We start from the raw sequence: 26,947 nt of genomic DNA, 5'->3' as shown, positions 1-26,947 counted from the left end.
GCGCTGAAGAAAACCCGTGTGGTGCAGCGCCGATCATCGGCGCGGAATTACCCGATCAGACCAGCGACCGGTAATTGGCCGGGCCAAGCAGATCGATGCCGCACTCCAGCTTGGACAGCCAGTCCAGGAACTGGGTCTTGACCTGGCCGCGCATCGGCAGGCCGTGCTGCGGCACGATGATGTCCGGATCAATCGCGCGCACCATGTCGCACCACAGCTTCGCCACCTTGTTGGACGCCATGTAGCGGCGGTGGAAGCCTTCCATCTTCGGCCGGTGTTCGGCGAAATCCTCGACCATCCGGTACGGCTCGCCGCTGGCGATCATCGAGGCGCCGACGTCGCCGGAGAACAGGATGCGACTGACCGGATCATAGAAACTGAAATTGCCGACCGAGTGCAGGAAGTGCGCCGGCAGCGCTACCAGATAGTTGTCACCCATCGGAATCCGGCCGCCCTCGTCGGGCAGCAGCATGTAGCGCTCCTGCCCGGCGTTCTGCTGGTAGTGCGGCACCGTATGCGGCACGAAACGCCCCCACAGCTTGGAACACACCACCGTGGCCTGGGTGTACATCAGCCAGCGGTCGGCGGCGCCGATGATGTCCGGATCCTGATGCGAGGCCAGCAACCAGGTCAGATCCTTGGGCTGCACATACTTGCTCATCGCCATCGACAACGGCGTATAGAGCAGCGCACCGCCCGGATCAATCAGCGCCGAAGCACCGTTGTGTGTCACCAGGAACTGGTTGGCCTGCACGCCATCATCGCTGCGCACCAGGTCGTTGAACACCACGCAGCGATGATCGCCGCTTTCAAAGAGCACATTGGCCATCAGATTCCGCCATCATTGTTGTTGAATGCAATCGGGCATTGTCGGCCGCAGTTCCGGCTGCGGCTTGATCCTGCGCAAAGCATCGGGCCAAACCCGATGCAGTCGCACTTTATTGCAAAACTTCACAATTGGGGAAGCCTGGCAGGTTCTGCTGCAACCACTGCCGCGCATCGTCGGCATCGCGCTCGAACCAGGACTGCGCCGAACCGAGGCGGAAGCTGTAGCCCCAGGCATCCATATCCGCCATCAGGCGGGCGCTGCCCACGCCCGGCAGTCGTTCGGCAAGCAGGATCTGCAGATAGCAGGTGGCGTCTTCTTCGGCGATCGAATCGGTGGCATCGGTATGCACCTGCGCACGGCGCTCGGGTGGCAGCACGATCAGGTGACAGGCTTCGTGCAGCATCGAATGCACCGGCGTATCCGGCCGCACGTAGACCCGCTGCGCGATGATGCCCGCTTCCGGCTCGCCCCAGTAACTGCCGGGAATCGGAGCCTCGGCGGGCACCGCGACCAGTTCCAGCCCGAAGCCGGCCAGCAGCGCGGCGGCATCGTCGAAGGCGATATCGGCCAGAGTCAGGATGGAATCTTCATTGCCTGCCACGGTGCAGGTTCACTCCGGAAAGATCATTTCCGCGCCATGCGGCGGGAAAGGGCTGCCGGGCCGCAGCACTGGGATGACACGAGCGCATCCGATGCGCTGTCCTGCCGTGATGGCAGCAAGATGGATGCATCAGCCCGTGCTGTCGCCACCCGGGCGCAGGACGCGCAGGCGGACGAGATGTTGCAGTGGGCTCAGACGGCGCCGGCCGGGCCGGGTTTTTCCGGCAGCGATACCGAGATGTCCAGCACATCGTGGTCGCCGTCCTTGAGCAGATCCACCTTGACCGCATCCAGATCGACACTGACGTAGCGGCGGATCACTTCCAGCAGCTCGCGCCGCATCACCGGCAGGTAATCCGGGCCACCACTGTCACTGCGCTCCTGTTCGATCAGGATGCGCAGGCGGTTCTTGGCGATGCTGGCGGTGTCTTTCTTCGGCCGCAGGAAATCGAAAAGCGCCATCGGCTCAGCCTCCGAACAGCTTGGAGAGAAAACCCTTCTTCTCCACCTGGGTGAATCGCAGCGCGCGTTCCTGTCCGAGCAGGCGCGCCACCGCGTCGTCGTAGGCCTGTCCGGCCGGGGTTTCCATGTCCAGGATCACCGGCTCGCCCTTGTTGGAAGCGTTGAGCACATCGGTCGATTCCGGGATCACGCCGAGCACCTTGAGCCCGAGGATTTCCTCGACATCCTTGATCGACAACATCTCCCCGCTCTCCACCCGCACCGGGTTGTAGCGGGTCAGCAACAGGAAATCCTCGACCCGCTCGCCACGCTCGGCCTTTTGCGTCTTGGAGGACAACAAGCCCAGCACGCGGTCTGAATCGCGCACCGAGGACACTTCCGGGTTCACCACCACCACTGCGGTATCGGCGTAGTACATCGCCAGGAAGGCACCCTTCTCGATGCCGGCGGGCGAATCGCAGATGATGAAGTCGAAGCCGTCTTCCTCCAGCTCCTTCAGCACCTTGCCGACGCCGTCCTTGTCCAGCGCGTCCTTGTCGCGGGTCTGCGAGGCGGCCAGCACGAACAGGTTGTCAAAGCGCTTGTCCTTGATCAGCGCCTGCTTCAGCGTGCACTCGCCGTTGACGACATTGACGAAGTCGTACACCACGCGCCGCTCGCAGCCCATGATCAGGTCCAGGTTGCGCAGGCCGACGTCGAAATCGATCACGACGGTCTTCTTGCCGTGCCGCGCCAGGCCACAGGCCAGGCTCGCGCTGGTGGTGGTCTTGCCTACCCCGCCCTTGCCGGACGTGACGACGATGATCTGGGTCAAAGCTGTGTTCTCCGAATGGGTTGCCCGGTGAAACGGCGTGCCCGCCGGGCCGGAAAGGGAGTCGCGGGAAACAGGCCCGCGCAACTGTGATCGTAACGGGTATGCGGGCCGGAACGGGAAAGCACAGGCCCGCGCATTCAGGCGATCTCGGCCATGCGCAGGCTGTCGTCTTCCAGCCAGACCTGCACCGCCTTGCCGCGCAACTCCTGCGGAACTTCCTCGATCACCTTGTAACGCCCGGCGATCGCGACCAGTTCCGCATGGAACTCGCGGCAGAATATACGTGCTTTTTCATTGCCTTGCGCACCGGCCAGGGCGCGACCGCGGAGCGGGCCGTAGACGTGGATCGAACCGTCGGCGATCACCTCGGCACCGGCACCGACATTGGCCGCGACCACCAGATCCCGGCCCTGGGCATAGACCTGCTGGCCCGAGCGCACCGGCGTGGTGTGCATCAGCGATACCGCCGCCGGTGCTGCCGCAACTGGCAATTCAGGCGGTGCCGCGGCCGCAGCGGGCGGCGCGGCAGGTGTGGCTTCAACCACCGGCGCGGCCACCGCCTCGCTGCCGGGGCTGGTTTCATATTGCGCGCGGAACCGCGCCAACAGCGGCAGCCCCAGTTCCTGCGCCAGCGCATCGTTGTCGCGGGTACCGTAGGCCAGCGCCACCGGCAGCACGCCAGCATGGCGCAATTCGTCCAGCAGTTGCCGTGCGATGGCGGCATCGGGCACCTGCGACAGGCCGCCGAAATCCACGATCACCGCCGCCCGGGCAAACAGGTTCGGCGCGCGCGTCACCCGTTCACGCATTTCCGCGCCCAGGCGCGCCACGTCCAGGGTGCGGATGCGCAGGTTGGCAATGCCGACCTGACCGACCTTGAGTTCGCCCGCCTGTTCGAAATCCGGCATCGAAGCACTCATCATCAGCCCTCGGCCACGGCGCGGGTATCGTGTTCACGCGACGCCAGCCACGGCACATCCGGCAACCCGGGGCCATCGAGCCAACGCGATTTCACCCACGGATAACTGGTCAGCTCCTTGGCCAGCATCGACACCCGCAGGCCGGTTTCGTCCATCACCCGCTGCCCGACTTCCTGGAAGCCGTAGGTGCCGTGGAACACCAGCGCGACATCGTTACGTGGCTCCAGGAACACCTCGCAGGCCAGCAGCGGCGCGCGCACTTCGGCAAAACTGGTGATGTCGGCATAGAACACCCGGCCCACGCCGGCGCCGCGCTGGGCGCTGGCGATCACCACCCGGTCGATGTAGAGGAAGGCCGGATAGTGCTGCTTGAACCACAGGTAATTGCTGCTGCGGTAACTGCTGTCCTGGTCGAAGGCGATCAGGAAACCGACCACCGCGCCATCGACCTCGGCCACGCGGAAATAGGCGGCCTCGTCATGGCAGAACGCCAGCTGGGCCTGGTCCAGTTTCAGGATCGTGGGGCCGGCGGCGTTGTTCAGTGCAAGGATGGAATCCAGCTCGTGCTCACGCACGTCGCGGATGAGGATCGACATTCCACTCTCCGAAAATAGCGGGCGGCCGGACCCTGCTGCCCGCCCGTCCGCGTAGCAGACAAGTATCGCATGCAGGCGCCGATTTTCGGTAAGGCGACGGTTCTGGCACGATAGCGTAGGCGGATTTCCTGCATCCGCACGGACTTCATCCCGAATGAGCGAAAGCGTCGTCCTCGACCTGGCCCGCCTGCGCCGCAGTTGCGCGCAGTGTTCGCTGCAGCAGCTCTGCCTTCCGGCCGGCATCGGCCCGAACGACATGGAGCAGCTGGACAGCATCGTGCACCGCCGGCGCCCGCTGGCCCGGCGCGAACGCCTGTTCCGCATCGGCATGCCGCTGGAGGCGCTATACGTGGCGCGCGAGGGCGCATTCAAGACCGTGGCCATCAGCAGTGATGGCGAGGAACAGATCATCGGCTTCCACCTGCCCGGAGAACTGATCGGCCTGGACGCGCTGGGCAGCGGCCGCCACCGCTGCGAAGCCGAAGCGCTGGGCGCAGCATTGGTGTGCGAGGTGCCGCTGGATGCACTGGACGACATCAGCCGCCAGGTGCCGGGCCTGCAAACCCAGCTGCTGCGCGTGATCGGGCGCAGCGTGGGGCGCGATCAGGATCATCTGGAAATGCTCGGCCGGCGCCAGGCGCAGGAGCGCATCGCGATGTTTCTGCACGGCCTGTCCGAGCGCTATCAGCAGCTGGGCCATACCGGCACCGATTTCAGCCTGCCGATGAGCCGCGAGGACATCGCGCGTTATCTGGGGCTGGTGATCGAAACCGTCAGCCGCGGCTTCACCCGCCTGCAGGATGAAGGCGTGATCAAGGTGCGCGGGCGCCAGTTGCGGATCCTCGACCCGGCAGTGCTGGCCACGATCGCGCACAGCAGCAGTGCCGTTCCAGCTGAAAGCACGCAACGTTTTTCGCACTGACACGCGGCGCCTGGGCCCGTGTCCCGTTCCAGCCAATTTCCTCGATTCCCGACACCATGCCGCACCGCCCGAGCCGACCTTCCCTGAGCCTGCTGTCCGCGCTGCCGCTGCCGCTGCTGGTGGTGAGTGGCGCCCTTCACGCTGAAACCGGCGGCGCCGCGCATTGCGCCGCGATCGCCACCGCCGCCGACCGCCTGGCCTGCTATGACGCGGTCTATCAGCGCGGCCCGGACGATACCCGCGCCGCCGATGCCGCCGCGCGCGTGGCCGCCGCGCTGCAACAGGCGCATGCGGAACTGGAAATCGGGGTCGGGTCCACGGACACCGATGTCGAAACTGCGGTGGCAGCAAGTACCGATGCCGGCGACATGCAAAGCAGCGATCCGCGCCGCTGGGGCGCGCTGCGCAACCGCATCATGCAATGGCTGCCGGCCGGGCTGAACCCGGATACAGGGCAACTGGTGCCGCTGGACGACCCGGCCGCCGCGCTGGCCAATGCCGGCCGTGGCTCGCAGCTGGACCGGCGCTGGGAGTTGGCGCGTGATTCCAAACTCGGCGTGTTCAACCTGCGCTCGTACAAGCCGATCTACGCGCTGCCGCTGTTCTGGGCCTCGGACACCAACCCGGCCCCGAGCTCGGCCAACCCCAACAACACCGTCACCGAGCCGGTCCACACCCAGCCGCTGGAAGGCAAGTTCCAGATCAGCTTCAAGACCAAGATCGTGGAGAACCTGTTTGGCGACAACGGCGACCTGTGGGGCGGCTACACCCAGACCTCGCGCTGGCAGATGTTCAACGGTGACGAATCACGCCCGTTCCGCGAAACCAATTACGAGCCGGAGCTGATGCTGCTGTTCCGCAACCGCTACCACATCGGCGAATGGAGCGGCCGCATGGCCGGCATCGGCATCAACCACCAGTCCAACGGGCGCGGCGATCCGCAATCACGCAGCTGGAACCGGATTGTCGGCACGATCGGGCTGGACCGCGAGAACTGGGCGCTGGTGGTACGGCCGTGGTGGCGCGTGCCGGAAGGTTCGCGCGAAGACAACAACCCGGACATCGAAGACTACATCGGGCGCGGCGACGCGATGCTGGTCTGGCGTCACGGCGATCACGAACTGGCCGCGATCGCGCGCCACTCGCTGCGCACCGGCGACCGTTCGCGCGGTTCGCTGCAACTGGACTGGGGCTTTCCGCTCGACGGACCGCTGCGCGGCCATGTGCAGGTGTTCAGTGGCTATGGCGAGAGCCTGATTGATTACAACCACAAATCGACCTACGTCGGGCTGGGCATCTCGCTGGTCGAGTGGTTCTGAGTCTTGCTGCCCGGTTCACGGGCTGCATGATTCAACGCCGCCCCGCTCAAGGATTCCGGCGCGCCACCTTTCCGTGCAACTCCGGCAGCTGCATCAATGCGGCACTGCCGTACCAGACGTGGAAATCGGCGCTCATCTCGCCGTTGGCGATGACCGGATCGGTCTCGACCAGCCGCCGCGCGCTGTCAATGTCCGGCACCGCCAGCACGAAGATGCCGCGCCGCCCGTCCACGCCATCCAGCGGCCCGGCCAGCACCAGGCTGCCGGCCTCGGCCAGACGCCGGATATTGTCGAGATGGCCACGGAACATCGCTTCCCGTTCAGGGCCGGCCGGCATCGGGGTCGGCCCGCTGCGCAGGATCACCAGCACATAGCTGCGCATGCCGTAATCATCCGCACCCAGGCGTTCGGCCAGCGACTGGTCGTAGTCCGGCTGCACAGCGGCTTCGTCCTGCATTGCTGCGAATGTCGGCGTCTGCAACGCGGCGAGCAGACACGCCCCGGCCAATACCAAGGCGGCCGCCATCCTGATTCCCATGTGCTGTCTCCTGCATGCCGGCACCTCCGGCAACGAGATGCTGAACCGTGCGTCGGGCTGCTGCAAGCGCGACGCCACGACAATCCGGTATCAGAGCGGGTGAAGTCGTTTGTGCAGCGATTCCAGCCGCGCCTGTGCCGCTGCGCGTTCACTGCCGCCGGTGTCGAGCAGCGCATCGGCATCTGTCAGCGCCTGCGCCGCTGCGGCCCGTTCGCCCGCGACCAGGTGGGCCTCGGCCCGTACCAGCGCGGCGCGCAGCAGCAGTGACGCCGGCGGTGGCGCATCGCCTGTCGAACCGAAGCCCTGCAACACTTCCAACGCCTGCGCTCCACGCTCCAATCCCAGCAGCGCCTCGGCCCCAGTCACGCGCTGGGCCTGGCTGAGCAGGCTCGCCTCGCCGGCGTGGGTCAGGGCCATGTCCCTAGCTTCTTCGGCATGCGCCAGCGCCTCCTCAAAACGCTCCAGCCCGTTCAACACACGGGCGTAATTGCCGATCAGTGCGGCGGTCGCGGCCGAAGGGCCGTGCAGCTGGCGACGCAGCCCCAGGGCTTCGGCAAACGCCACCTCGGCCTGCGCCAATTCACCCTTGCGGAACTGCGCCGCGGCCAGGTTGTTGAGCGTGTTCAGCGCATCGTTGCCGGCACCCAGATTCAGCGCACGCCACAACTCCAGTGCCTGCTCCGAGGCCGCAATGCCATCGTCGATGCGGCCGGCCTGCATATAGGCGGCCCCCAGATTGGTGTAGAGCGCGGCGGTTTCGAAATGCTCGCGGCCGGATTGGCGCAAGCGCAGCGGCAGCGCGGCTTCCAATGTGGCCAGCGCGGCTTCCACATCGCCGGCCTCGCGCTGCAGCCGGGCCTGCAACATGCGCGAGGTGAGCAGTACATCGGCGTGACGCTGCGGGTCGGTATTCCAGAATTCCTGCGCTTCGGCCAGCAGGCGCGCGGCTTCTTCACGCTGACCCATGCGATGCAGGGTTTCCGCCAGGGTGAAGCGCACATCGGCGGCGGCGACCGGGTCCTGGATCTGCACTTCGTGCGTCAACCAGCGTTGCAGCAGCGGCTCGGCGCCGGCGTAGTCGTTGATATGGAAGTGCAGCTCGCCCAGCGCCTTCAGCACCTCGGCATTGGTGGCCGGGGCGTCGGAAAAACTGGCCTGCACCCGTGCCGCCGCCTGGTCCAGCACCTGCTTGGCGGTCAGGCTGTCGCCCTGCCCGGCGTGCTGCCCGGCATCGCGGAACATATGGGCCAGATAATCACGCACCGCCTTGCTGCGACGTGCTTCGGTCTGCGCGATGTCGCGTTCGCGCACGGCCTCGTTGCGCGCCAGCGAGATCGCGGCCAGTGCCGCCGCCATCGCAGCGAAGGCCAGCAGGGTCAGGCCGGCGGCCAGCCAGTAGCGCCGCAACAGGCGGCGCAGGCGGTATCCGAAAGCATCGCCACGCGCGTGCACCGGCGCATGCGCCAGATGGCGGCGAATGTCCTGCGCCAGCGCCTCGACCGAGGCGTATCGCGCCGCCATTTCCGGCCGCAGCGCCTTGTGCACGATCGCGTCCAGATCGCCGCGCAGGCGCCGCGCCAGCGCCGCCGTGTCCGCCTGGCTGGCCGGGCTGGGCGGCGGGCCGGCACGCGCGCGTTGCAGCAACGCGATCGGCCCGGAGCCGATCAGCGTTCCCCAGGGCGATTTCCCGGTCAGCAGCTCATGCAGCAGCAGGCCCAGCGCATAGACATCGGTCTGCGTGTTCTGTTCTTCGCCGGCCAGCTGTTCGGGCGCGGCGTACTGCGGAGTCAGGCGAAGTTCGCGCGTGGTGCCGGTATGGCCATCGAGCAGGCGCGCAATGCCGAAATCCAGCAGCACGGCCTGCCCGTTCTCGCGCACCAGGATGTTTTCGGGCTTCAGGTCGCGGTGCACGATCAGATGCCGGTGGGCGAACGCGACTGCATCGCAGACTTGCAGGAACAGGCCCAGCTTCGCCTCGACCGGACGCCCTTGCGCATACTGCATCAGGGTCGTGCCGCGCACGCATTCCATCACCATGTAGGGCGCGCCATCGGGCAGGCTGCCGGCGTCGATCAGACGGGCGATGTTGGGGTGTTGCAGGCGCGCCAGCAGACGCTGTTCGCGCAGCAGGCGCTGCACATCATCGCCGTCGTGGTAGCGCAGCAACTTGACCGCGACCTGTTGTTCGAAGCGCCCGTCGGCGCGCTGCGCCAGCCAGACCTCACCCATGCCGCCGCGCCCCAGGCGCCGTTCCAGTCGCCACGGCCCAAGCTCGCGGCCACTGTGGTCTTCACCCAGCGCGGGGGCTTCCAGAAAGCCTTCGGATGCAGTCACCGCATCCAGCAGCCCCAGCACCTCGGCGCGCAGTTCCGCGTCGTCGCATTCGCGTTCGAGAAATTCGCCGCGTTGCGACGGCGGCAGATCCAGCGCTGCATCCAGCAGGGCCTCGACCCGGATGAAGCGCTGCGTCCCGGCACCCCCACCGGACGAGCCACTGTTCATGCGGTATCGGCGTCCATCGTGGCGGGTGCAGCCTCGCCAAGCTCGCGGTAGAGCCAGGCGCGGGCCTTGACCCAGTCACGCCGCACGGTGCGGTCGGTGACGCCCAGCGCGCGGGCGGTTTCGACTTCGCTGTAGCCGGCGAAAAAGCGGCATTCCACCACCTGCGCCAGGCGTGGACTCAATTGCGCGAGCTGCTCCAGCGCGTCGTTGATCTGAAGGATCTGGTCGTCGGCGGCATCGGGCGCATCCAGCCCTTCTTCAAGACTCAGCGGTGCCTGCCCACGGTTGCGCTTGGCGGTATGGCGCGTGATCGCATCGCCCACCAGCACCTGGCGCATCGCCAATGCGGCGGTGGCGAGGAAGTGCTGTTCGTTCTCCCAGGTGGCGGTGCGCTGCAACTTCAACCAGGCCTCGCTGATCAGCGCCGTGGTGCACAACGTCGCCCCGGCACCGACACGGAAACGCTCACGCCGCGCAATGCGGCGCAGGTCGCCATAGAACACATCCACCAGGGTTTGCAGCAGCTCCTCGTTGGCGGCGGTCTGATGGGGAGCAACAGGTGGCGGCGGAGCGGAGGTCATGCATCCGAGTCTAACCGCTGCGCCCACGCTTGATAACGGGTGAGCATGTCCGCTTTCGTTGCGTTATCAGGTATCAGCGGGGCTGCACGGTGTATTCCCGACCGGGATCAACGCCCGCTTGGCAGGCAGCCCAGCGCTTCGAGCACGCCATGCAGCGCCGGCACCTGCATCAGCCACGGCGCGGCCAATGTCAGCACACCGGCGAACAGCATCAGCCCACCCAGCATCCGGCGCTGCCCCGGCCGCGCCAGCCAGCGCGCACCGCTGTAAGAAAGTGGCAGCATCGTGACCAGCGTGCCGCTGCCGAATACCGCCATCAGCGCCGCACCAGCGGGCGCGCTGGCCTGCAACCAGGCCGCGACCAGCATCGTGCTGGACAGCCCGCAGGGCAGCCAGCCCCACAGCATTCCGAGCCCGAAACGACGCGGAAAGGTATTGGCCGGCAGCAAGCGTGTTTGCAGCGGTCGCAGCCGCGCCCACAGCGCCTGCCCAATCCGGCCCAGCATGCCGAAGCCACCACGCACGCCGAGCGTACGCAGCGCGACGATGATCAGCACCACGCCGGCAAGAGCGCGCAGCCCGAACATCAGGTGTTCGGCCCGGAACAGCGCCACCAGCCCATGGCCGAATCCGCCGACGATGGCACCGGCCAGCGCATAGCCGCAGACCCGGCCCAGGTTCGTGGTCAGCGCCACCTTCCACGCCGCGCCCGGCTCATTGCCGCCATGCGCGGCAAAGCCGGTGGCGATCCCGCCGCACATCGCCACGCAATGCACGCTGCCGAGCAGGCCAGCCATCAGCGCCGCGCCAAGTGCGATCAGGTCAATCGGCATTGCGGATCGGACGTGGCGGATCGGCGGAAGCGTCGGATTCAGCCGATGGCACATCGCTGGCCACTGCATCGTCGGCTGGTGGCGGGGTGTCGATCAGGCTGCTGCCGGCAGCATCACCTGACGTAGCGGCAGCAGCCTTCGGCAGCGGATCATCGGCCAGAATGTCCAGCGCCGGCGTATCCAGATCATCGAACTGGCCCTTGCGCACCGCCCAGGCGAAGGCCCAGATCGCCACGCCCAGCAGCACGATGCTGATCGGCACCAGCACCAGCAGAACCTTCATCGCAACACCGTGGCGACAGCCGGAGGAACGGCAGTGTCGCGCGTCGGTGCGCGCCGCACCAGACGCAGTGCGTTCATCGTCACGATCAGCGAGGACGCCGCCATGCCCAGCGCCGCCAGCCATGGCGCCACCCAGCCGGCTGCCGCGAACGGCAATGCCAGCGCGTTGTAGCCCAGCGCCCAGGCCAGGTTCTGGCGCATCGTCGCGCGCGCCTTGCGTGCCAGAGCGAGCGCCTGCGGCACCCGCGTCAGTGATTGCGCGGTCAGCACGAAATCCGCCGCGCCATGCGCCAGCGCGGCACCGGAATGCAGCGCCACCGAAACATCGGCGCCACCAAGTACCGGCGCATCGTTGATGCCGTCGCCGACCATCAGCACCCGATGGCCCTGCTGCTGGAGTTCGCGAATGCGGGCCAGTTTATGTTCCGGCGTGCGGCGTGCGGCATGACGTTCGATGCCCAGCGCCGCCGCCACTTCGGCCACGGCTTCGGGGCCATCGCCACTGAGCAGTTCGCACGTCAGATCCAAGCCACGGCAGGCCTGGATGGTCGCCGCGGCTTCCGGACGCAGGCTGTCACGCACCTGGAAGCGGGCCCAGGCGCGCTCACCATCGCCGAGCCAGATCGCGCCGTCGTCGGCCGCACCGGCCGCAAACATCGCGTGCCCGAGACGCCAGCGCCGGCCCTGCCACTGCGCCTCGACACCGGCACCGGCAATGTGTTGAACCGGCACCTCGGAACCGAAGGCCCGGTCCTCGTCGTCGCCATGACCCCGGAACACCTGCGCCAGTGGATGCCGACTGTCATGCTCCAGGGCGCGCGCCAACGCCAGCGCGTGAGACTGCGTGATGCCGTCGAACACTTCCACCGCCGCCAGCGTCGGCGTTCCGCACGTCAGCGTGCCGGTCTTGTCGAACACCACGGTATCGACCCGTGCCAGCGCATCCAGCGCATCCGGCCGGACCGCCAGAACGCCGATCCGTGCCAGTGCGCCGTGGGCGCTGGCCAGCGCCGTCGGGATCGCCAGCGACAAGGCGCAGGGACAGGCCACCACCAGCACCGCCAGCGTGACTTCGAAGGCGCGCGAGGGATCGTGCCGCAGCCACCAGATGCAGGTCAGCGCCGCCGCCACGAACAGCGCCAGCACGAAACGCGAGGCCACCACATCGGCCAGCCGCGCCATCGCCGGGCGCTCCTCCTGGGCGCGTTCGATCAGGCGGGAAAGTTGCGAAATCCACGTTTCCTGGCCGGTGCGCAGCACCCGCAGCCGCGCCGTACTGCCGATCGCGATGCTGCCGGCGCGCAGTTCCTCGCCTTCGCTGCGCGCCACCGGCACCGATTCGCCGGTCAGCAGCGACTCGTCGAAGCTGCCGGCTTCCAGCGCGATGCCGTCGGCCGGCAGCGCTTCGCCCGGTGCCACCCGCACGATATCGCCCTGCTCCAGCATCGCCACCGGCACCTGGATCGCACGGCCGGCGTCGGTTTCCCGCAGCGCGAAGGCCGGCCGCGCACGTGCCAGGGTATCGACGTGATCGGTGGCACGCCCGCGCGCAGCGGTCTCGATTTCGCGCGCGATCAGCAGGAACAGCACGAACATCACCGCCGCGTCGAACCACACATGGGTGCCACCGCGGATGGTCTCGAACAGGCTGGCGAAATAGGCCAGCAGCACCGATGTGGCGACCAGCGTGTCCATGCCGAAACGGCGCAGACGCAGCTCGTTCCACATGCCGGAAATGAACGGCCAGCCGGAATAGAACACCACCGGCGTGGACAGCAGGAAGGTCACCCAGCGCAGGAAATCGCGCGTGGGGATCGTCATTTCCCGGGCGAAATCCAGATACTCCGCCTCGGCGTACATCATCGCCTGCATCGCGCCCAGCCCGGCCACGCCCAGGCGCATGATCGAAGCGCGACGGGCGCGGCGGCGGGCATCCTCGCGCGCCTGACCCGGGGCCAGATGGGCGCGGTAGCCGAGCGCGGCAAGATCGCCCAGCACCTCGGAAAGCTTCGTGACTTCAGGGTTCCAGTCGATCCGGATACGGCCGGTGACGGCATTGGCGACCACATCGGCCACACCTTCGCGGCGGCGCAGGGCACGGTCGATCAGCCAGGCGCAGGCGGCGCAGCGCATGCCGTCGGTCAGCACCGTGATCTGGCGGTTTTCCCCAACCCGGCGCACGTGCTCGGCCTGCACTTCGGGCCGGTCCCACAAGCCCAGGTCTTCGTCCTGTTCCGCATCGACCCGCTGGCCCTGGCTCTGGCGCAGGCGGTAGTAGTCGCCGAGGCCGGCGGTGGCGATCCATTCGGCCGCACCGGCGCAACCGCTGCAACAGAAATCGTGCGCCTCGCCATCGATCCTCAGCGATACGGCATCGCCGCCAAGCGCCTCGCCACAATGGAAACAGGTGGTGGCGGACACCGGAACGACACGGGCGTCCATCAGCACACCGGTCAAGAATCTTCCGAGAACGCCGGTGCCAGCATGGTGGCGCCGTAGCCGGATTCGTAGCGTCCGGTAACGCGCCATGTGCCTTCAGGGTCACTGACCTGCACCGCCCAGACCGGCGCCAGCGGCAACGGCAGGCGGCCGAGGAAGCGTTCGCCACTGCGCACCAGCTCAACACTGGCATCGCCGGCGGCGCGGGCCGGATGGATCAGGTCCAGATGCAGTTGCAGGGTCTGCGGCGGAACATTGTCCAGTTCCACCTGCACCGCGCCGGTATCGGCATTGATCGCCAGCGTGCCGCGCAACTGCATCGTGATCGCGGCACGATCCGCGCGCATGTCTTCGACCTGCACCTGCGCGGTACGCCGCACCTGCGCCGGCCAGGCATCGGTGCCGCCGGCACGCAGCGCGACCGTCACCATCACGATGGTCGCCACCACCACGGCCGCAGGCAGCCCCAGCACCAGCCACATCATCGGCTCGCGGTACCAGCGGCGGGGAGAGTTCCCGGTAGTCATCGCACTCACCTCACAGGCCCGAAGAAGGCAGCTTCCTCCACCACCTTCACCGGTGGTGCGTCCGCACTTTGCCCCTCACCCTGCACGATGAATTCCACCGTGACCCGCCCCTTCACCGCGCCGCCCGGCGCCTGCAACGTCACCGGCAGGCTCACCACCTGTTCGGCCGGCAATTCGATCACCAGCGGCGCATCGCTCAGGCTCACATCCGCCTCGGACTGCACCTGCACGCTATAGGTGGCCGCCTGGCCGGTCTTGTTGACCAGCTTCAGGCCGTAGCCGTTCTCGATGCTGCCATCGGCCAGCTCGCGGTACAGCGCGTTGCGGTCGTGCAGCACTTCCACGATCAGCGGCGAGCGCATCGCCACGCCCACACCCCAGCCTACCAGCAGCGCCAGCAGCAGGAAACCGTAGACCAGCACGCGCGGACGCAGGATGCGGCTGGGCTTGCCTTCCAGCGCATTGTGCGTGGTGAAACGCACCAGCCCGCGCGGATAGCCGATCTTGTCCATCACATCGTTGCAGGCGTCGACGCAGGCACCACAGGCGATGCACTCGTATTGCAGGCCGTTGCGGATGTCGATGCCGGTCGGGCAGACCTGCACGCACAGGGTGCAGTCGATGCAGTCGCCCAGCACTTCGCGGTTCTGCGCCGCCAGCTCGAACAGCGACGCGCCTTCGACCTCGCTGCGGCCGCGATTTTCGATCAGCGCCGTGGTTGCCCTGGCGCCGACCGCGCGCGAAGCCGCACTGAGATTGGTTGCCGCGTACAGCAATGCCGACTCGGCCGCCTCCGGGCTGAGCCGCGCGCGACCGCGCTCCTGCACCGAGCCCAGGCTGCCGCGCTTGCGTGGACCGCGCGGCTCGCCACGGGCCGCGTCATAGCTGATGATCAGCGTATTGCGGTCGAACATCGCGCTCTGGAAGCGCGCATACGGACACATGTATTTGCAGACCTGTTCGCGCAGCACGCCGGCATTGCCCCAGGTGGCGAGCGAATAGAACAGCACCCAGAAGATTTCCCAGCCGCCCCACGCGAACGGATAGAAGCGCGCCGCCAGATCCTTGATCGGGGTGAAGAAGCCGACGAAGGTAAACCCGGTCCACAGCGCGAACACGACCCAGGCCGCATGCCGGCTACCGCGCTTGAGGATCTTCTCGCGCGTCCACGGCGACTTGTCCAGCCGAATCCGCGCACTGCGGTCGCCTTCGAAAACCTGCTCCATCGCGATGAAGATTTCCGTCCACACCGTCTGCGGACAGGCAAAGCCGCACCACAGCCGTCCGGCCAGCGCGGTGAAGAAGAACAGGCTCAGGCCGGCGATGATCAGCAGCAGCGCCAGGAAGATGAAATCCTGCGGCCAGAAGGTCAGCCCGAACACGTAGAAACGTCGTGCAGGCAGATCGAACAGCACCGCCTGGTGACCGTCCCATGTCAGCCATGGGAACAGGTAGAACATGCCCAGCAACACGATCGTGGCGAGCTTGCGCAGACGCTGGTAGCGACCGTCGATGTCGCGCGACTGGATCTTCGCTTCCGAAACGTAGAGCGAATGTTCGACGGTAACCGGTATTTCCTTTTTCACATCAGGGACCGATGGCGATCAGTCCCGCTCCTTTGGCAGTGGGCGGTTGAAACGGCTGCGCGGATGCAGCAGCAACCAGGTGAACAGGCTGGAACTGGCCGTCGCCAGCCAGAACATGAAGAACGCGATCGAATAGCCCAGCGGGCGCGAGATCTCCAGCTTCGGGAAGGTGATGTCGCGCAGCGCAAGCGGATCGACAAAGGCGAAGAACACCATCGTCATCACGCAGGCGGCAAAGAAGCTGGGCCATGCCACCGCGCCGACCCGCTGCACCGTGGGCAGCATGCAGGGATAGTCGAGTCTGTCGCGCGGTGGCAGACCGGCCATCATCGGGCTCCGTCAGGATCGTTGGACTGGGCCCAGACCCAGGCCGCGACCAGGCGCGAGCGCATCTGGCCAAGGATCGGCTCATGCGCCGGCATCGAACCGTTGTGGCCTTCCAGCACCGCACGGCGCAGGGTGTCGAAGTCGTTGCCGTACAGCCAGATGTCATCGGTCAGATTCGGCGCGCCGAGCAACTGGTTGCCGGTGCCGTCGACGCCGTGGCAGGCGGTGCAGACCATGTCGAACTTGCTCTTGCCGGCCGCCGCCAGCGCCGGGTCCACCCGCATCCCGGACAGCGACTGCACATACACCGCGACCTCCGTCGCGCCCTGCTCGCCGCCGACCACTTCGCCGAACGGCGGCATCACTGCCTGACGGCCGTGCAGCACCGTCTGCAGGATGTCATCCGGGCTGCCGCCCCACTGCCAATCGTCGTCGGTCAGGTTGGGGAAGCCGCGTGCACCGCGTGCGTCCGAACCATGGCAGGTAGTGCAGGTGTTGGCGAAAATCGTACGGCCCAGGCGCAGCGCCTCGTCGTCCTGCGCAATCTGGTCGATCGGCATGTCGCGGAAATGCCCGAAGCGTGATTCCAGCACCGCAGCAGCGCGGGCCGCGTCGGCATCGTGTTCCTTGGCCGAGGTCCACTTCGAGGTGCCCTCGAAGCTGCCCAGACCCGGATACCAGATCAGGTAACCCATCGCGAACACGATGGTCAGGTAGAACATGTTGATCCACCAGCGCGGCAACGGCTTGTTGAACTCGGTCAGGTCGCCGTCCCAGACATGGCTGGTTTCATCCGGTGCCGGATCGCCGGGACGACGGCGCGCCGTCCACCACAGCAGCCACGTGTAGCCGGCGATATGTACCAGCACCAGCACGATCACGTAAATCGACCAGCCCGTGCTCATCGTGCATCTCCCTTGCAGATCGCGTCATCTTCCAGCGGCAGGCGTGCCGCCTCCTCGAAATCCTGCCTGCGGCGGGCGCTGAACGCCCAGAAGCAGCCGTAGATGAACACCGCCAGCAGCAGCGCGGTGACCAGCCCGGAAAGCAAACCCGTATTCATGGCGCAGCTCCTGCATCAACGACCTGGCCCGGACGCGGCGCATGCCGGCCCAGACCCTGCAGATAGGCGATCACGGCATCCATCTCGGTCTTGCCTTCCAGCGCTGCGGCCACGCCAGCGATGTCCTCGTCGCTGTACGGGTCACCGAGCTTGCGCAGCACCTGCATGCGGCGGGTCACGCCTTCCGCGTCCAGACCGGCCTGCGCCAGCCACGGATAGGACGGCATGTTGGACTGCGGCACCACGTCACGCGGATTCATCAGATGCACTTCGTGCCAGTCGTCCGAATAGCGCCCCCCCACGCGCGCCAAGTCCGGCCCGGTACGCTTGGAACCCCACTGGAACGGGCGGTCGTAGACCGATTCGCCGGCCAGCGAATAGTGGCCATAGCGCTCGGTTTCGAAGCGCAGCGTGCGGATCATCTGCGAGTGGCAGTTGTAGCAGCCTTCACGCACATAGACATCGCGGCCGGCCAGTTCCAGAGGCGGATACGGTTCGATACCCGGCGCCGGTTCCACAGCCTCGGCCTGGAACATCAGCGGCACGATCTCGGCCAATCCACCAAAGGAGATGACCACGGCGATCAGCACCGCCATCAGGCCAACGTTTTTTTCGATCTTCTCGTGACCGTTGTTGTTTGTCTGGCTCATTAGCCCTCTCCTCAGGCCTGGGCCGGCAGCGGGACCGCGATCGGCTCGATCTTCTCGGTCATGCGGTAGGTCTTGAACACGTTCCAGGCCATCAACAGCATGCCGGACAGCACCAGCACACCGCCCAGGAAACGGATCAGGTAATACGGATAGGTGGCCGCGACCGATTCCACGAAGGTGTAGGTCAGGGTGCCGTCGTCACCGGAAGCGCGCCACATCAGGCCCTGCATCACGCCGGCGATCCACATCGAAGCGATGTAGAACACCACGCCGATGGTATGGATCCAGAAATGCGCGTCGATCAGCTTCACCGAGTACATCTGCGACAGCCCCAGCAGGCGTGGCAGCATCGCGTAGACCGCGCCGATGGAGATCATCGCCACCCAGCCCAGCGCACCGGCGTGCACGTGGCCCACGGTCCAGTCGGTGTAGTGGCTCAGCGAGTTCACCACCTTGATCGACATCATCGGGCCTTCAAAGGTCGCGATCATGTAGAACGACAGCGCCACGATCAGGAACTTCAGGATCGGGTCGGTACGCAGCTTATGCCACACACCGGACAGGGTCATGATGCCGTTGATCGCACCGCCCCACGATGGTGCCAGCAGGATCAGCGAGAACACCATGCCCAGCGACTGCACCCAGTCCGGCAGCGCGGTGTACTGGAGGTGGTGCGGGCCGGCCCACATGTAGATCGAGATCAGCGCCCAGAAGTGCACGATCGACAGGCGGTACGAATAGATCGGCCGCTGCGCCTGCTTCGGCACGTAGTAGTACATCATGCCGAGGAAACCGGCGGTCAGCAGAAAGCCCACCGCGTTGTGGCCGTACCACCACTGCACCATCGCATCGACCGCGCCGGAATAGACCTTGTAGGACTTGAACATGTCCACCGGCAGCGCGATGTTGTTGACGATATGCAGCAGCGCGATCGCCAGGATGTAGGCGCCGTAGAACCAGTTGGCCACATAGATGTGCTTGACCCGGCGCTTGGCGATGGTGCCGAAGAACACCACCGCGTAGGACACCCACACCACCGCGATCAGCAGGTCGATCGGCCACTCAAGCTCGGCGTATTCCTTGCCCTGGGTGATGCCCAGCGGCAGCGTGATGGCGGCTGCCACGATCACCAGTTGCCAGCCCCAGAACACGAACGGGATCAGCGGCCCGCCGAACAGCTTGGTATGGCAGGTGCGCTGTACCACGTGCAGGCTGGTGGCGAACAGCGCACAGCCACCGAACGCGAAGATCACCGCGTTGGTGTGCAGCGGACGCAGGCGCCCATAGCTGAGCCATGAAATCCCGTCGGTGAGTTCGGGCCAGTACAGCTGGGCCGCGATGAAGACGCCGACGAGCATGCCGACGATGCCCCAGACCACGGTCATCACCGCGAACTGGCGCACCACCTTGTCGTTATAGGTTTCGTTGAGTGTTGCCGAAGACATGACCTGCCTCGAGAGTAGGGCGACGGATATGATGCGTCGCGACACCGTTGATGATTTTGACGCAAGTCAAAACCCCTTTTCTGCCGAGCCTTCCAGCACCAACCAAAGCCAGTGCTGCCGCGGCTTTTCGAGCCTTCAGGCCGGTGGCGGCCGCGGCCACAGGCATCGTGCCGATGCCTGTGTGCAGTGCACAGAACGCGCACCAATGACGGGAAATGCGCGTCTCACGCCACGGCCTGGGCGTGTTCGCGCGTGGCCTTGAATTCCACCGCCGGCGCACGCTCCTGCGCCAGTTGCAGATTGACCCGGCTCGGCGCCAGATAGACCAGCTGGCCGGCGGCATCCAGTGCCAGATTCGTCGCGTTCTTGTCGCGGAACTCTTCCAGCTTACGCTCATCATCGCAGTAGACCCAGCGCGCGGTGGCGACCTGCACCTGCTCGAAAATCGCCTCGACGCCGTATTCGTCCTTGAGCCGGTAAGCCACCACGTCGAATTGCAGCGTGCCGATTGCGCCCAGGATCAGATCGTTGCTCATCAGCGGGCGGAAGAACTGGGTCGCGCCCTCCTCGCTCAACTGTTCCAGACCCTTCTGCAGCTGCTTGAGCCTGAGCGGATCGCGCAGGCGCGCGCGGCGGAACAGCTCCGGCGCGAAGTTGGGGATGCCGGTGAAGGCCAGCTTCTCGCCCTCGGTGAAGGTATCGCCGATGGAAATCGTGCCATGGTTGTGGATGCCGATGACATCGCCCGGCCAGGCTTCGACCGCCACTTCGCGGTCAGAAGCCATGAAGGTCAGCGCATTGGCCAGCTTCATGTCCTTGCCGGTGCGCACATGCAGCACCTTCATGCCGGCGGTGAAATGGCCCGAACATACCCGCATGAAGGCCACGCGGTCGCGGTGCTGCGGGTCCATATTGGCCTGGATCTTGAACACGAAGCCGGTCAGCGGTGCCTCGTCCGGCGCCACATTGCGCGAGGTGGTGGCGCGGGGCTGCGGCGACGGCGCGTGCTTGACGAAGAAATCCAGCAGCGGCTGCACACCGAAATTATTCACGCCCGAACCGAAGAACACCGGCGTCAGCTTGCCGGCACGGTACTGCTCCAGATCGAAACTGTGGCTGGCGCCCTGCACCAGTTCCAGTTCGTCGCGCAGCTCATCCAGCATCTTCTCGCCGATGCGTTCGGCCAGCCCGGGCGCATCGAGCGAGGGAAAAATCGTGGAATCCTGGCGGGTGAAATTGCGCCCCTGCTCGTAGAGATGCACCTCGCCGGTGACCAAGTGGACCACGCCCTTCAGGCGTTTGCCCATGCCGATCGGCCAGGTCACCGGCGCGCAGGCGATACCGAGCACGCTTTCCACTTCGTCCAGCAGCTCGATTGGGTCCTTGCCCTCGCGGTCGAGCTTGTTGATGAAGGTCATGATCGGCGTATCGCGCAGCCGGCAGACTTCCATCAGCTTGATCGTGCGCTCCTCCACGCCCTTGGCCACGTCGATCACCATCAGCGCCGAGTCCACCGCAGTCAGCACGCGGTAGGTGTCCTCGCCGAAGTCGGCATGGCCGGGGGTATCGAGCAGATTGATGATGTGGCCCTCGTAGGGGAACTGCATCACCGAGCTGGTCACCGAAATGCCGCGCTCCTGCTCCAGCGTCATCCAGTCGCTGGTGGCGTGGCGGGTGGTCTTGCGCGATTTGACCGAGCCGGCCATCTGGATCGCGCCGCCGAACAGCAGCAACTTCTCGGTCAGCGTGGTCTTGCCCGCGTCCGGATGGGAAATGATCGCGAAGGTGCGACGGCGGCGGGCCTGCTTGGAAACGTCGGGCATCAGCGGTGCACCCGTGCGGGCGCCGGAAAAAGTCAGAGGTCGCCAATTATAGCTGGCGCTATCCGTTACCGCCTGTGCCGCTGCTGTACACGCCCCAGCCACAGACCCAGTGCCACCCACACCAGCGCCAGCGGCAACACCACGCTGACCAGCCCGCCCAGCGCCAGCCCGACACGCCCGAGCAGGCCTTCCACCTGCGCCCCGACCACATCGCCGGCACGGTAGACGAAGGTGTCGATGAAGGCCTTGGCCTTGTACTTGTCCTCACGCGGCAGCACCGTGAACAGCGCCTCGCGCGCCGGCCGGGTCAGGCCGCGCTGGACCGCCTTGCTGCCCGCCTCCAGCAGCACCAGCAGCGCAAACGAGCCATAGATCGCCAGCCCGACAAACCCCAGCACCGTGGCCACCGGCAACGCCGCCAGCGCCACGCCCAGCCCGAAGCGCCGGATGATCTGCCCGCTCAGCGTCAGTTGCAGCACCAGCACCGCGATCTGGGTCCACATATCGATATTGCCGAACAGCGCGGTACGCGCATCCAGCCCGGTTTCGGCCGCCGCCACCATCTGCAACCGGGTGAAATAGATGAACGTGGCCATGATCGTCATCAGGATCACGTAACCGGCGATGCCCAGCAGATAAGGCGAGGAAAACACCGCGCGGAATCCCGCCCATGCGCTGCCGCCGATGCGCTGCGCTTCTTCGGCCCGCACCTGCGCCACCGCATCCGGCGTCTGCAGCCCACGGTCCGGCCGTATCCACACCAGCAGCCAGGCGGCCACGATCGCAAGACCCAGGAAACTTGCCGCCACCAGCAGCAATCCCGGCGTTCCCAGCGGCTGTGCCAGACGCGCCGCCAGCCATGGCCCGAAGATCGCCCCGAGCGTGCCACCTACCGCGATCAACGCGAAGAAACGCCGCCCCTGATCGGCGGAAAACCGGTCCGCCAGCAGCGCCCAGAACACCATCGTGGCGAACAGGTTGAACACGCTGAACCAGACATAGAACACCTGCCCGCTGACCTGCCCCACCGCCTCCGGCGCAAACACCAGCAAGGCCCAGAAACCGCACAGCCCGAGCGCGAAAAAGGCATAGGTGGCGGAAATGAAATGCAGCCGCCGCAAGCGCGCCACCAGCCAGCCGAACACCGGATTGACCGCCAGCGTCACCAGCGCGGTGCCGATAAACAGCCAGCGGATCGCCTCGATGCCGCGCGCCATGCCCAGCGCATCGCGTGCCGGCCGCAGCAGCATCAGCGCACTCAGGATGAAAAAGAAGAACAGCGCCGCCAGCAGCACCGGCACGACTTCCTCGCGCCGCAGATTCATCGCCTGCTGCAGCAGGCTCGGGCGTTCAGCGGGCGGATTCGGCAGCGGGCCGGCCATGCGGGAAACATCCGTTTGGCGCCGGCAACAGGACGCCGCCGGCCAGCGGCCTGAATCTAGCAGTTCATACCCGGCATCGCAGCGCCGATACCGCGCCCACCGGCCTGCACCAAGCGTCGTCCCCGGCAAAATCCGGCATGCCGGCAGTACGGACGGCGCTCAGCCTCGCCGTTTATAATGCGCGGCTTCGTCGAGGGGCGCTGCGACCGTGCCAGGCACGGCCAGGCTCGACGGAATCCGAATGCAAACGGCGCCCGGTTGCCTTTTCCCATCCCGCACACGCAGGCCACGGGACCGAACCGGAACACATCCATGAACGCACAACTGAAAACCTTCTCCCAGGACGGCGACTACAAGGTTGCCGACATCTCGCTGGCCGACTGGGGCCGCAAGGAAATCGACATCGCCGAGCACGAGATGCCGGGCCTGATGTCGATCCGCCGCAAGCATGCCGCGCAAGCACCGCTCAAGGGCGTGCGCGTGACCGGCTCGCTGCACATGACGATCCAGACCGCGGTGCTGATCGAGACACTCAAGGACATCGGCGCCGACGTGCGCTGGGCCTCGTGCAACATCTTCAGCACCCAGGACCACGCCGCCGCGGCCATCGCCGCCACCGGCACCCCGGTGTTCGCCTGGAAGGGCGAGACGTTGGAGGAGTACTGGGACTGCACGCTCGACGCGCTGTCCTTCCCCGACGGCAAGGGCGGCTTCCTTGGCCCGCAGCTGGTGGTGGACGACGGCGGCGACGTGACGCTGCTGATCCACAAGGGCTACGAGCTCGAGCAGGGCGACGACAGCTGGGTGAACTCGGCGTCGGGCAGCCACGAGGAGCAGGTGATCAAGAACCTGCTTAAGCGCGTCCAGAAGGAGCGTCCCGGCTACTGGACCCGCGTCGTGGCCGACTGGAAGGGCGTCTCCGAGGAGACCACCACCGGCGTGCACCGCCTGTACCAGCTGGCGCAGGACGGCAAGCTGCTGGTGCCGGCCATCAACGTCAACGACTCGGTCACCAAGAGCAAGTTCGACAACCTCTACGGCTGCCGCGAATCGCTGGCCGACGGCCTCAAGCGCGCGCTCGACGTGATGCTGGCCGGCAAGGTCGCCGTGGTCTGCGGCTACGGCGACGTCGGCAAGGGCTGCGCCGCCTCGCTGCGCGCCTACGGTGCGCGCGTGATCGTCACCGAGATCGACCCGATCTGCGCGCTGCAGGCGGCGATGGAGGGCTACGAGGTCAAGACCGTCGAGGACACCCTGGGCGAGGCCGACATCTATGTCACCACCACCGGCAACAAGGACATCATCCGCGTCGAACACATGACCGCGATGAAGGACCAGGCCATCGTCTGCAACATCGGCCACTTCGACAATGAGATCCAGGTCGATGCGCTGAAGGCGCTGCCGGGCGTGGAAATCGTCAACATCAAGCCGCAGGTGGACAAGTACATCCTGCCCAACGGCAACGCGATGTTCCTGCTGGCGGAAGGCCGCCTGGTGAACCTCGGCTGCGCCACCGGTCACCCGAGCTTCGTGATGAGCAACTCCTTCGCCAACCAGACGCTCGCGCAGATCGACCTGTGGGAGAAGAAGGGCGAGTACGCCAACAAGGTCTACATCCTGCCCAAGCTGCTCGACGAGGAAGTCGCGCGCCTGCACCTGGAGAAGATCGGCGTGAAGCTGACCAGGCTGACGCCCGAGCAGGCCGCCTACATCGGCGTGCCGGTGGAAGGCCCGTTCAAGCCGGAGCATTACCGCTACTGATTGGCGGCGGTTTGGCTGATGCCATCAAAAAGGGCGCCGAAAGGCGCCTTTTTTGTTGTTGTTGAAGCTCGCAGACCCACCCAGCCTGCGGGCCACCATTTCCCTCACTCGCCAGTTGAATCGTCGCTCTCCCGCGGGAACTGGCTGAACGCAGAAGCCGGCGCGTCGTGGCCCTGACCTCGATATCAGGCCCCACCGAGCGCACGCAGCCGGCTGTTCAACTACCGCCCAAAGCCGAACAGCCCGCTCAACGGATGTGCCTTGCCCTCAATCAAGGCCCGGATCAGTCCGGCGCCGATCATCGAATAGGTGATGCCGTTGCCGCCGTAGGCCATCGCGAAATGCACGCGTTTGCCATGTTCGGGATGTGGCCCGAAGTACGGAAGGCCGTCTTCGGTTTCGGCGAACGTGCCTGCCCAGGAATACGCCGGCTGCAACGGAAGCTCGGGAAACAGCCGCCGCACCTGCCTTATCAGGCGTCGTGCCTTTTTATCCACGCGCTTGTCCCGCCGCGCCGGAATATCGACGGCATCATCCTCCCCGCCGACCAGCAGACGACCATCGCCGGTGCTGCGCAGGTAGAGGTACGGGCGCGCCGATTCCCAGATCATCGTGTCAGCCAGTACGCCCAGTTCGGCTTCATCGATGGGATCGCTGATGAACGCGTAACTGCTTCGATTGCGCGCCACTGATTCGGACAACCACCGCTGCGAAGCGTAGCCTGCGGCCACCACAAGGTGGTCGGCCCGAACCACAGCACCCGTCTTGGTACGCACCGTGACGCCGCGGTTGTTGGCGGTGATGGAATCGGCCTGCGTGCGGTCATGGATGGCGGCGCCCTGCTTTTGCAACCGCGCGAACAACCGATAGGTAAACCGGTAAGGATCAATGCGGCCGCCCAGACGGCTGAGGATCGCGCAGGGCGCGTCGAATCCGAAGCGCTCGCGCATCGCGTCGCGCTCCAGCAGTTCCACATCGAAACCATGACGCTGCCGCAGTTCGAATTCGGCCTCCAGCGCCCGCCGGTGGCGTCGTCGACTGGCGTAATACAGGCTTTGCATGCGCGCAAAATCCACATCGCGCACGTCGCGCGCGAGGGTCTGGATCATCGGAATGGCTTCAGCGCAGGCGCTGTAGGCGATAACCGCCGGCGCTTCACCGAAGCGTTCGGCCAGATCGGTGAGATGCGTATCGATTTCATACTGCAGCAAGGCGGTGCTGGCAGCCGTGCTGCCCCAGCCGATGTCGCGCTGCTCCAGCACGACGGCCTCATGCCCGGCGGTGACCAGCTCATAGGAAATCAACGCGCCGGTGATGCCGCCACCGATGACGACCACATCGCAGCGCGTGTCCGCTTCCAGCTTCGGAAACGCGTGCATCAGGCCGTTCTTCACGGCCCAGTAGGGATAACCGCTCTTCAGGTCCATCGCAGGTTCCTTCGACAGTCAGGCCATCACGCATGCGGAGAATAGCGCGCGCAGCGGCTGCGCCTGCGAACCCGGCATCCATCCGATTCACCCGCTGGGACACCTTCATTCACATCGAACGCGCGGACCTGTGCCATCGCTTCGGCGCGGATGCGGGCAATCGATGGAAAGGCACTTCCAACCGGCAGGCCGATTGACGCCCGGCTCAGCCCGAAAAGCTGCCGCCGCTGATGGGCGGATGTCTGGCGAATGCAGACAACAAGGGCGCCGAAAAGCACCCTTGCTGATACCGCGAAAAACCCGCGTGTGACCGCCGCCGACGTCAGCCCAGTGTTTCGATGTAATCAATCATGCGCTGGCGGGCGTCTTCGTCCGGCAGGCGGCCGGTGGCGGCGCCAAGGTTGTCGATCAGGTTCTTCGGCTGGCTGGTGGCCGGGGTCGCGGCGGTCACCGCAGGGTGCGAGACCACGAATTTCAGGAAGAACTGGCCCCAGGTGGCGATGTCGTAATCGGCGGCCCAGTCCGGCAGCGCCTTGCCTTCGACCTTCTGCCACAGCCGGGTGCGACCGAACGGGGCGTAGACCAGCACGCCGATGCCGCGCTCCTGCGCCAGCGGGAAGATGCGCTGTTCCATGGTGCGGTTGTCGACCGCGTAATCCACACCGATGAAGTCCAGCGGCTCGGCCTGCATCAGCTTTTCCAGCGCTTCGTACTGCGGCTCGAAGGTGGTGGTGACGCCGATATGGCGTACCCGGCCGGCAGCCTTGTATTCGCGCAGCAGGCCGAGCTGGGTCGGGATGTCGGCCATGTTGTGGACCTGGATCAGATCAATCGGTGACTTGCCGACGCGCGCAAACGACTGCTCCAGTTGCGCCCGCGCCGCGGCGGGATCGGCGCTGCCACCGCCACGGCCGGCAACATTGAGTTTGGTCGCCCAGAACACCTGCTCACCCAGACCAGCTTCGCGCACGATACGGCCGGCGACTTCTTCCGAAGCGCCGTAGCTGGGCGCGGTGTCGAACACGCGGCCGCCGTGCTGCACCAGGGTTTCCAGCACCTCACGTACACGCCCGACCTCACCTTCGCCAGCAATGCGCGAGAACGAAGCCGAACTGCCCAGACCCACGACCGGCAGTTGCTCGCTGGTACCGGGGATCGCACGGCTGATCAGCGCGCGCGGGCTGTCGTCGGCCAGCAGCCGGGCCGGGTTGATGGCCAGCACCACACCGGCGGCGGTGGCCAGCTTCAGGTATTCGCGTCGGGTAATCACGGTGGTGTCTCCCTCTCCAAGACAGCTCCGGGTTTTACCACAGCGGGCC

General features: G+C 66.0%; 26 protein-coding genes and 1 riboswitch. Of the genes, 3 read left to right on the top strand and 23 right to left on the bottom strand.

Annotated features, from left to right (window positions below; genetic code table 11):
• Positions 1-55: 55 nt before the first annotated feature.
• The 6 genes from WDB66_RS00545 to WDB66_RS00520 form a co-directional block, all read right to left on the bottom strand.
• Positions 56-829, bottom strand: coding sequence for an oxygen-binding di-iron domain-containing protein (locus WDB66_RS00545; RefSeq protein ID WP_339396477.1), 774 nt, complete (start codon positions 827-829; stop codon positions 56-58).
• Positions 830-938: 109 nt separating this feature from the next.
• Entirely contained in the window at positions 939-1,430 is a 492-nt protein-coding gene (locus WDB66_RS00540; RefSeq protein WP_339396476.1) for a hypothetical protein, read from the bottom strand.
• Between the two features lie 191 nt (positions 1,431-1,621).
• Complete coding sequence (minE, locus tag WDB66_RS00535; RefSeq protein WP_339396475.1) at positions 1,622-1,891, bottom strand: cell division topological specificity factor MinE; 270 nt, start codon at positions 1,889-1,891, stop codon at positions 1,622-1,624.
• Positions 1,892-1,895: 4 nt separating this feature from the next.
• Entirely contained in the window at positions 1,896-2,705 is an 810-nt protein-coding gene (minD, locus tag WDB66_RS00530; RefSeq protein ID WP_339396474.1) for a septum site-determining protein MinD, read from the bottom strand.
• Positions 2,706-2,842: 137 nt separating this feature from the next.
• The gene (minC, locus tag WDB66_RS00525; protein WP_339396473.1) at positions 2,843-3,625 is read right to left on the bottom strand and encodes a septum site-determining protein MinC; all 783 of its coding nucleotides are present in this window, start codon (positions 3,623-3,625) and stop codon (positions 2,843-2,845) included.
• Positions 3,626-3,627: 2 nt separating this feature from the next.
• Positions 3,628-4,221, bottom strand: a complete 594-nt coding sequence (locus WDB66_RS00520; protein ID WP_339396472.1) for a GNAT family N-acetyltransferase — start codon at positions 4,219-4,221, stop codon at positions 3,628-3,630.
• Positions 4,222-4,375: 154 nt separating this feature from the next.
• Here WDB66_RS00520 and fnr point away from each other — a divergent pair, with 154 nt between their 5' ends.
• Both fnr and WDB66_RS00510 read left to right on the top strand, forming a co-directional pair.
• Positions 4,376-5,143, top strand: coding sequence for a fumarate/nitrate reduction transcriptional regulator Fnr (gene fnr / locus WDB66_RS00515; protein ID WP_339396471.1), 768 nt, complete (start codon positions 4,376-4,378; stop codon positions 5,141-5,143).
• 56 nt (positions 5,144-5,199) lie between these two features.
• Complete coding sequence (locus WDB66_RS00510; protein ID WP_339396470.1) at positions 5,200-6,462, top strand: phospholipase A; 1,263 nt, start codon at positions 5,200-5,202, stop codon at positions 6,460-6,462.
• 46 nt (positions 6,463-6,508) lie between these two features.
• On the opposite strand, the gene WDB66_RS00505 is transcribed toward WDB66_RS00510, so the two are convergent.
• From WDB66_RS00505 to WDB66_RS00435, 15 genes are all read right to left on the bottom strand, one after another.
• Positions 6,509-7,000, bottom strand: coding sequence for a YciI family protein (locus WDB66_RS00505; RefSeq protein ID WP_339396469.1), 492 nt, complete (start codon positions 6,998-7,000; stop codon positions 6,509-6,511).
• Positions 7,001-7,090: 90 nt separating this feature from the next.
• Positions 7,091-9,502, bottom strand: a complete 2,412-nt coding sequence (locus WDB66_RS00500; protein ID WP_339396468.1) for a protein kinase domain-containing protein — start codon at positions 9,500-9,502, stop codon at positions 7,091-7,093.
• Positions 9,499-10,083, bottom strand: a complete 585-nt coding sequence (locus WDB66_RS00495; protein WP_339396467.1) for an ECF-type sigma factor — start codon at positions 10,081-10,083, stop codon at positions 9,499-9,501. The genes WDB66_RS00500 and WDB66_RS00495 overlap by 4 nt, the downstream gene beginning before the upstream one ends.
• A 107-nt stretch (positions 10,084-10,190) precedes the next feature.
• Positions 10,191-10,916, bottom strand: coding sequence for a sulfite exporter TauE/SafE family protein (locus WDB66_RS00490; RefSeq protein WP_339396466.1), 726 nt, complete (start codon positions 10,914-10,916; stop codon positions 10,191-10,193).
• Entirely contained in the window at positions 10,906-11,199 is a 294-nt protein-coding gene (ccoS, locus tag WDB66_RS00485; protein ID WP_339396465.1) for a cbb3-type cytochrome oxidase assembly protein CcoS, read from the bottom strand. The genes WDB66_RS00490 and ccoS overlap by 11 nt, the downstream gene beginning before the upstream one ends.
• A complete protein-coding gene (locus tag WDB66_RS00480) occupies positions 11,196-13,640 on the bottom strand; it encodes a heavy metal translocating P-type ATPase (RefSeq protein ID WP_339396464.1) in 2,445 nt (814 codons plus the stop codon). The genes ccoS and WDB66_RS00480 overlap by 4 nt, the downstream gene beginning before the upstream one ends.
• A gap of 11 nt (positions 13,641-13,651) precedes the next feature.
• Positions 13,652-14,164 carry a FixH family protein gene (locus tag WDB66_RS00475; protein ID WP_339396463.1) on the bottom strand — a complete coding sequence of 171 codons (513 nt, stop codon included), beginning with the start codon at positions 14,162-14,164 and terminating at the stop codon, positions 13,652-13,654.
• A gap of 5 nt (positions 14,165-14,169) precedes the next feature.
• A complete protein-coding gene (locus WDB66_RS00470; RefSeq protein WP_339396462.1) occupies positions 14,170-15,750 on the bottom strand; it encodes a 4Fe-4S dicluster domain-containing protein in 1,581 nt (526 codons plus the stop codon).
• An 18-nt stretch (positions 15,751-15,768) separates the two neighbouring features.
• Entirely contained in the window at positions 15,769-16,077 is a 309-nt protein-coding gene (locus tag WDB66_RS00465; RefSeq protein ID WP_487932607.1) for a hypothetical protein, read from the bottom strand.
• Positions 16,077-16,982, bottom strand: a complete 906-nt coding sequence (gene ccoP, locus WDB66_RS00460; protein WP_339396460.1) for a cytochrome-c oxidase, cbb3-type subunit III — start codon at positions 16,980-16,982, stop codon at positions 16,077-16,079. Before ccoP ends, WDB66_RS00465 begins: the two co-directional genes overlap by 1 nt.
• Entirely contained in the window at positions 16,979-17,140 is a 162-nt protein-coding gene (locus WDB66_RS00455; RefSeq protein WP_339396459.1) for a cbb3-type cytochrome oxidase subunit 3, read from the bottom strand. The genes ccoP and WDB66_RS00455 overlap by 4 nt, the downstream gene beginning before the upstream one ends.
• Complete coding sequence (gene ccoO / locus WDB66_RS00450; protein ID WP_339396458.1) at positions 17,137-17,790, bottom strand: cytochrome-c oxidase, cbb3-type subunit II; 654 nt, start codon at positions 17,788-17,790, stop codon at positions 17,137-17,139. Before ccoO ends, WDB66_RS00455 begins: the two co-directional genes overlap by 4 nt.
• An 11-nt stretch (positions 17,791-17,801) precedes the next feature.
• Positions 17,802-19,235, bottom strand: a complete 1,434-nt coding sequence (ccoN, locus tag WDB66_RS00445; RefSeq protein ID WP_339396457.1) for a cytochrome-c oxidase, cbb3-type subunit I — start codon at positions 19,233-19,235, stop codon at positions 17,802-17,804.
• Between the two features lie 224 nt (positions 19,236-19,459).
• Entirely contained in the window at positions 19,460-21,058 is a 1,599-nt protein-coding gene (locus WDB66_RS00440; RefSeq protein ID WP_339396456.1) for a peptide chain release factor 3, read from the bottom strand.
• 65 nt (positions 21,059-21,123) lie between these two features.
• The gene (locus WDB66_RS00435) at positions 21,124-22,440 is read right to left on the bottom strand and encodes an NTP/NDP exchange transporter (RefSeq protein WP_339396455.1); all 1,317 of its coding nucleotides are present in this window, start codon (positions 22,438-22,440) and stop codon (positions 21,124-21,126) included.
• A 186-nt stretch (positions 22,441-22,626) separates the two neighbouring features.
• A riboswitch (S-adenosyl-L-homocysteine riboswitch) is annotated at positions 22,627-22,703 on the top strand.
• Positions 22,704-22,752: 49 nt separating this feature from the next.
• Here WDB66_RS00435 and ahcY point away from each other — a divergent pair.
• On the top strand, positions 22,753-24,201 hold the full coding sequence (gene ahcY / locus WDB66_RS00430; RefSeq protein WP_339396454.1) for an adenosylhomocysteinase: 1,449 nt from the start codon (positions 22,753-22,755) through the stop codon (positions 24,199-24,201).
• A 221-nt stretch (positions 24,202-24,422) separates the two neighbouring features.
• Here the strand turns inward: ahcY and WDB66_RS00425 are convergent, their stop codons facing one another.
• Complete coding sequence (locus tag WDB66_RS00425) at positions 24,423-25,628, bottom strand: NAD(P)/FAD-dependent oxidoreductase (RefSeq protein ID WP_339396453.1); 1,206 nt, start codon at positions 25,626-25,628, stop codon at positions 24,423-24,425.
• A gap of 322 nt (positions 25,629-25,950) precedes the next feature.
• Positions 25,951-26,898 (bottom strand): aldo/keto reductase, encoded by a 948-nt coding sequence (locus WDB66_RS00420; RefSeq protein ID WP_339396452.1) that lies wholly within the window; start codon positions 26,896-26,898, stop codon positions 25,951-25,953.
• Positions 26,899-26,947: the final 49 nt, after the last annotated feature.

Source organism: Denitratimonas organivorans, assembly GCF_037478135.1.
Taxonomy (GTDB): domain Bacteria; phylum Pseudomonadota; class Gammaproteobacteria; order Xanthomonadales; family Xanthomonadaceae; genus Denitratimonas.
The sequence above is the reverse complement of the archived record's forward strand: the minus strand, read 5'-3'. Positions and strand labels throughout refer to the sequence as shown.

Bases quoted from the DNA above. Each gene is read 5' to 3' on its own strand.
- WDB66_RS00545 (WP_339396477.1), bottom strand. From the start codon at position 829: ATGGCCAATGTGCTCTTTGAAAGCGGCGATCATCGCTGCGTGGTGTTC.
- minE (WP_339396475.1), bottom strand. From the start codon at position 1,891: ATGGCGCTTTTCGATTTCCTGCGGCCGAAGAAAGACACCGCCAGCATC.
- minC (WP_339396473.1), bottom strand. From the start codon at position 3,625: ATGAGTGCTTCGATGCCGGATTTCGAACAGGCGGGCGAACTCAAGGTC.
- WDB66_RS00520 (WP_339396472.1), bottom strand. From the start codon at position 4,221: ATGTCGATCCTCATCCGCGACGTGCGTGAGCACGAGCTGGATTCCATC.
- fnr (WP_339396471.1), top strand. From the start codon at position 4,376: ATGAGCGAAAGCGTCGTCCTCGACCTGGCCCGCCTGCGCCGCAGTTGC.
- WDB66_RS00510 (WP_339396470.1), top strand. From the start codon at position 5,200: ATGCCGCACCGCCCGAGCCGACCTTCCCTGAGCCTGCTGTCCGCGCTG.
- WDB66_RS00505 (WP_339396469.1), bottom strand. From the start codon at position 7,000: ATGGGAATCAGGATGGCGGCCGCCTTGGTATTGGCCGGGGCGTGTCTG.
- WDB66_RS00500 (WP_339396468.1), bottom strand. From the start codon at position 9,502: ATGAACAGTGGCTCGTCCGGTGGGGGTGCCGGGACGCAGCGCTTCATC.
- WDB66_RS00495 (WP_339396467.1), bottom strand. From the start codon at position 10,083: ATGACCTCCGCTCCGCCGCCACCTGTTGCTCCCCATCAGACCGCCGCC.
- WDB66_RS00490 (WP_339396466.1), bottom strand. From the start codon at position 10,916: ATGCCGATTGACCTGATCGCACTTGGCGCGGCGCTGATGGCTGGCCTG.
- ccoS (WP_339396465.1), bottom strand. From the start codon at position 11,199: ATGAAGGTTCTGCTGGTGCTGGTGCCGATCAGCATCGTGCTGCTGGGC.
- WDB66_RS00480 (WP_339396464.1), bottom strand. From the start codon at position 13,640: ATGGACGCCCGTGTCGTTCCGGTGTCCGCCACCACCTGTTTCCATTGT.
- WDB66_RS00475 (WP_339396463.1), bottom strand. From the start codon at position 14,164: ATGACTACCGGGAACTCTCCCCGCCGCTGGTACCGCGAGCCGATGATG.
- WDB66_RS00465 (WP_487932607.1), bottom strand. From the start codon at position 16,077: ATGGCCGGTCTGCCACCGCGCGACAGACTCGACTATCCCTGCATGCTG.
- ccoP (WP_339396460.1), bottom strand. From the start codon at position 16,982: ATGAGCACGGGCTGGTCGATTTACGTGATCGTGCTGGTGCTGGTACAT.
- WDB66_RS00455 (WP_339396459.1), bottom strand. From the start codon at position 17,140: ATGAATACGGGTTTGCTTTCCGGGCTGGTCACCGCGCTGCTGCTGGCG.
- ccoO (WP_339396458.1), bottom strand. From the start codon at position 17,790: ATGAGCCAGACAAACAACAACGGTCACGAGAAGATCGAAAAAAACGTT.
- ccoN (WP_339396457.1), bottom strand. From the start codon at position 19,235: ATGTCTTCGGCAACACTCAACGAAACCTATAACGACAAGGTGGTGCGC.
- WDB66_RS00440 (WP_339396456.1), bottom strand. From the start codon at position 21,058: ATGCCCGACGTTTCCAAGCAGGCCCGCCGCCGTCGCACCTTCGCGATC.
- WDB66_RS00435 (WP_339396455.1), bottom strand. From the start codon at position 22,440: ATGGCCGGCCCGCTGCCGAATCCGCCCGCTGAACGCCCGAGCCTGCTG.
- ahcY (WP_339396454.1), top strand. From the start codon at position 22,753: ATGAACGCACAACTGAAAACCTTCTCCCAGGACGGCGACTACAAGGTT.
- WDB66_RS00425 (WP_339396453.1), bottom strand. From the start codon at position 25,628: ATGGACCTGAAGAGCGGTTATCCCTACTGGGCCGTGAAGAACGGCCTG.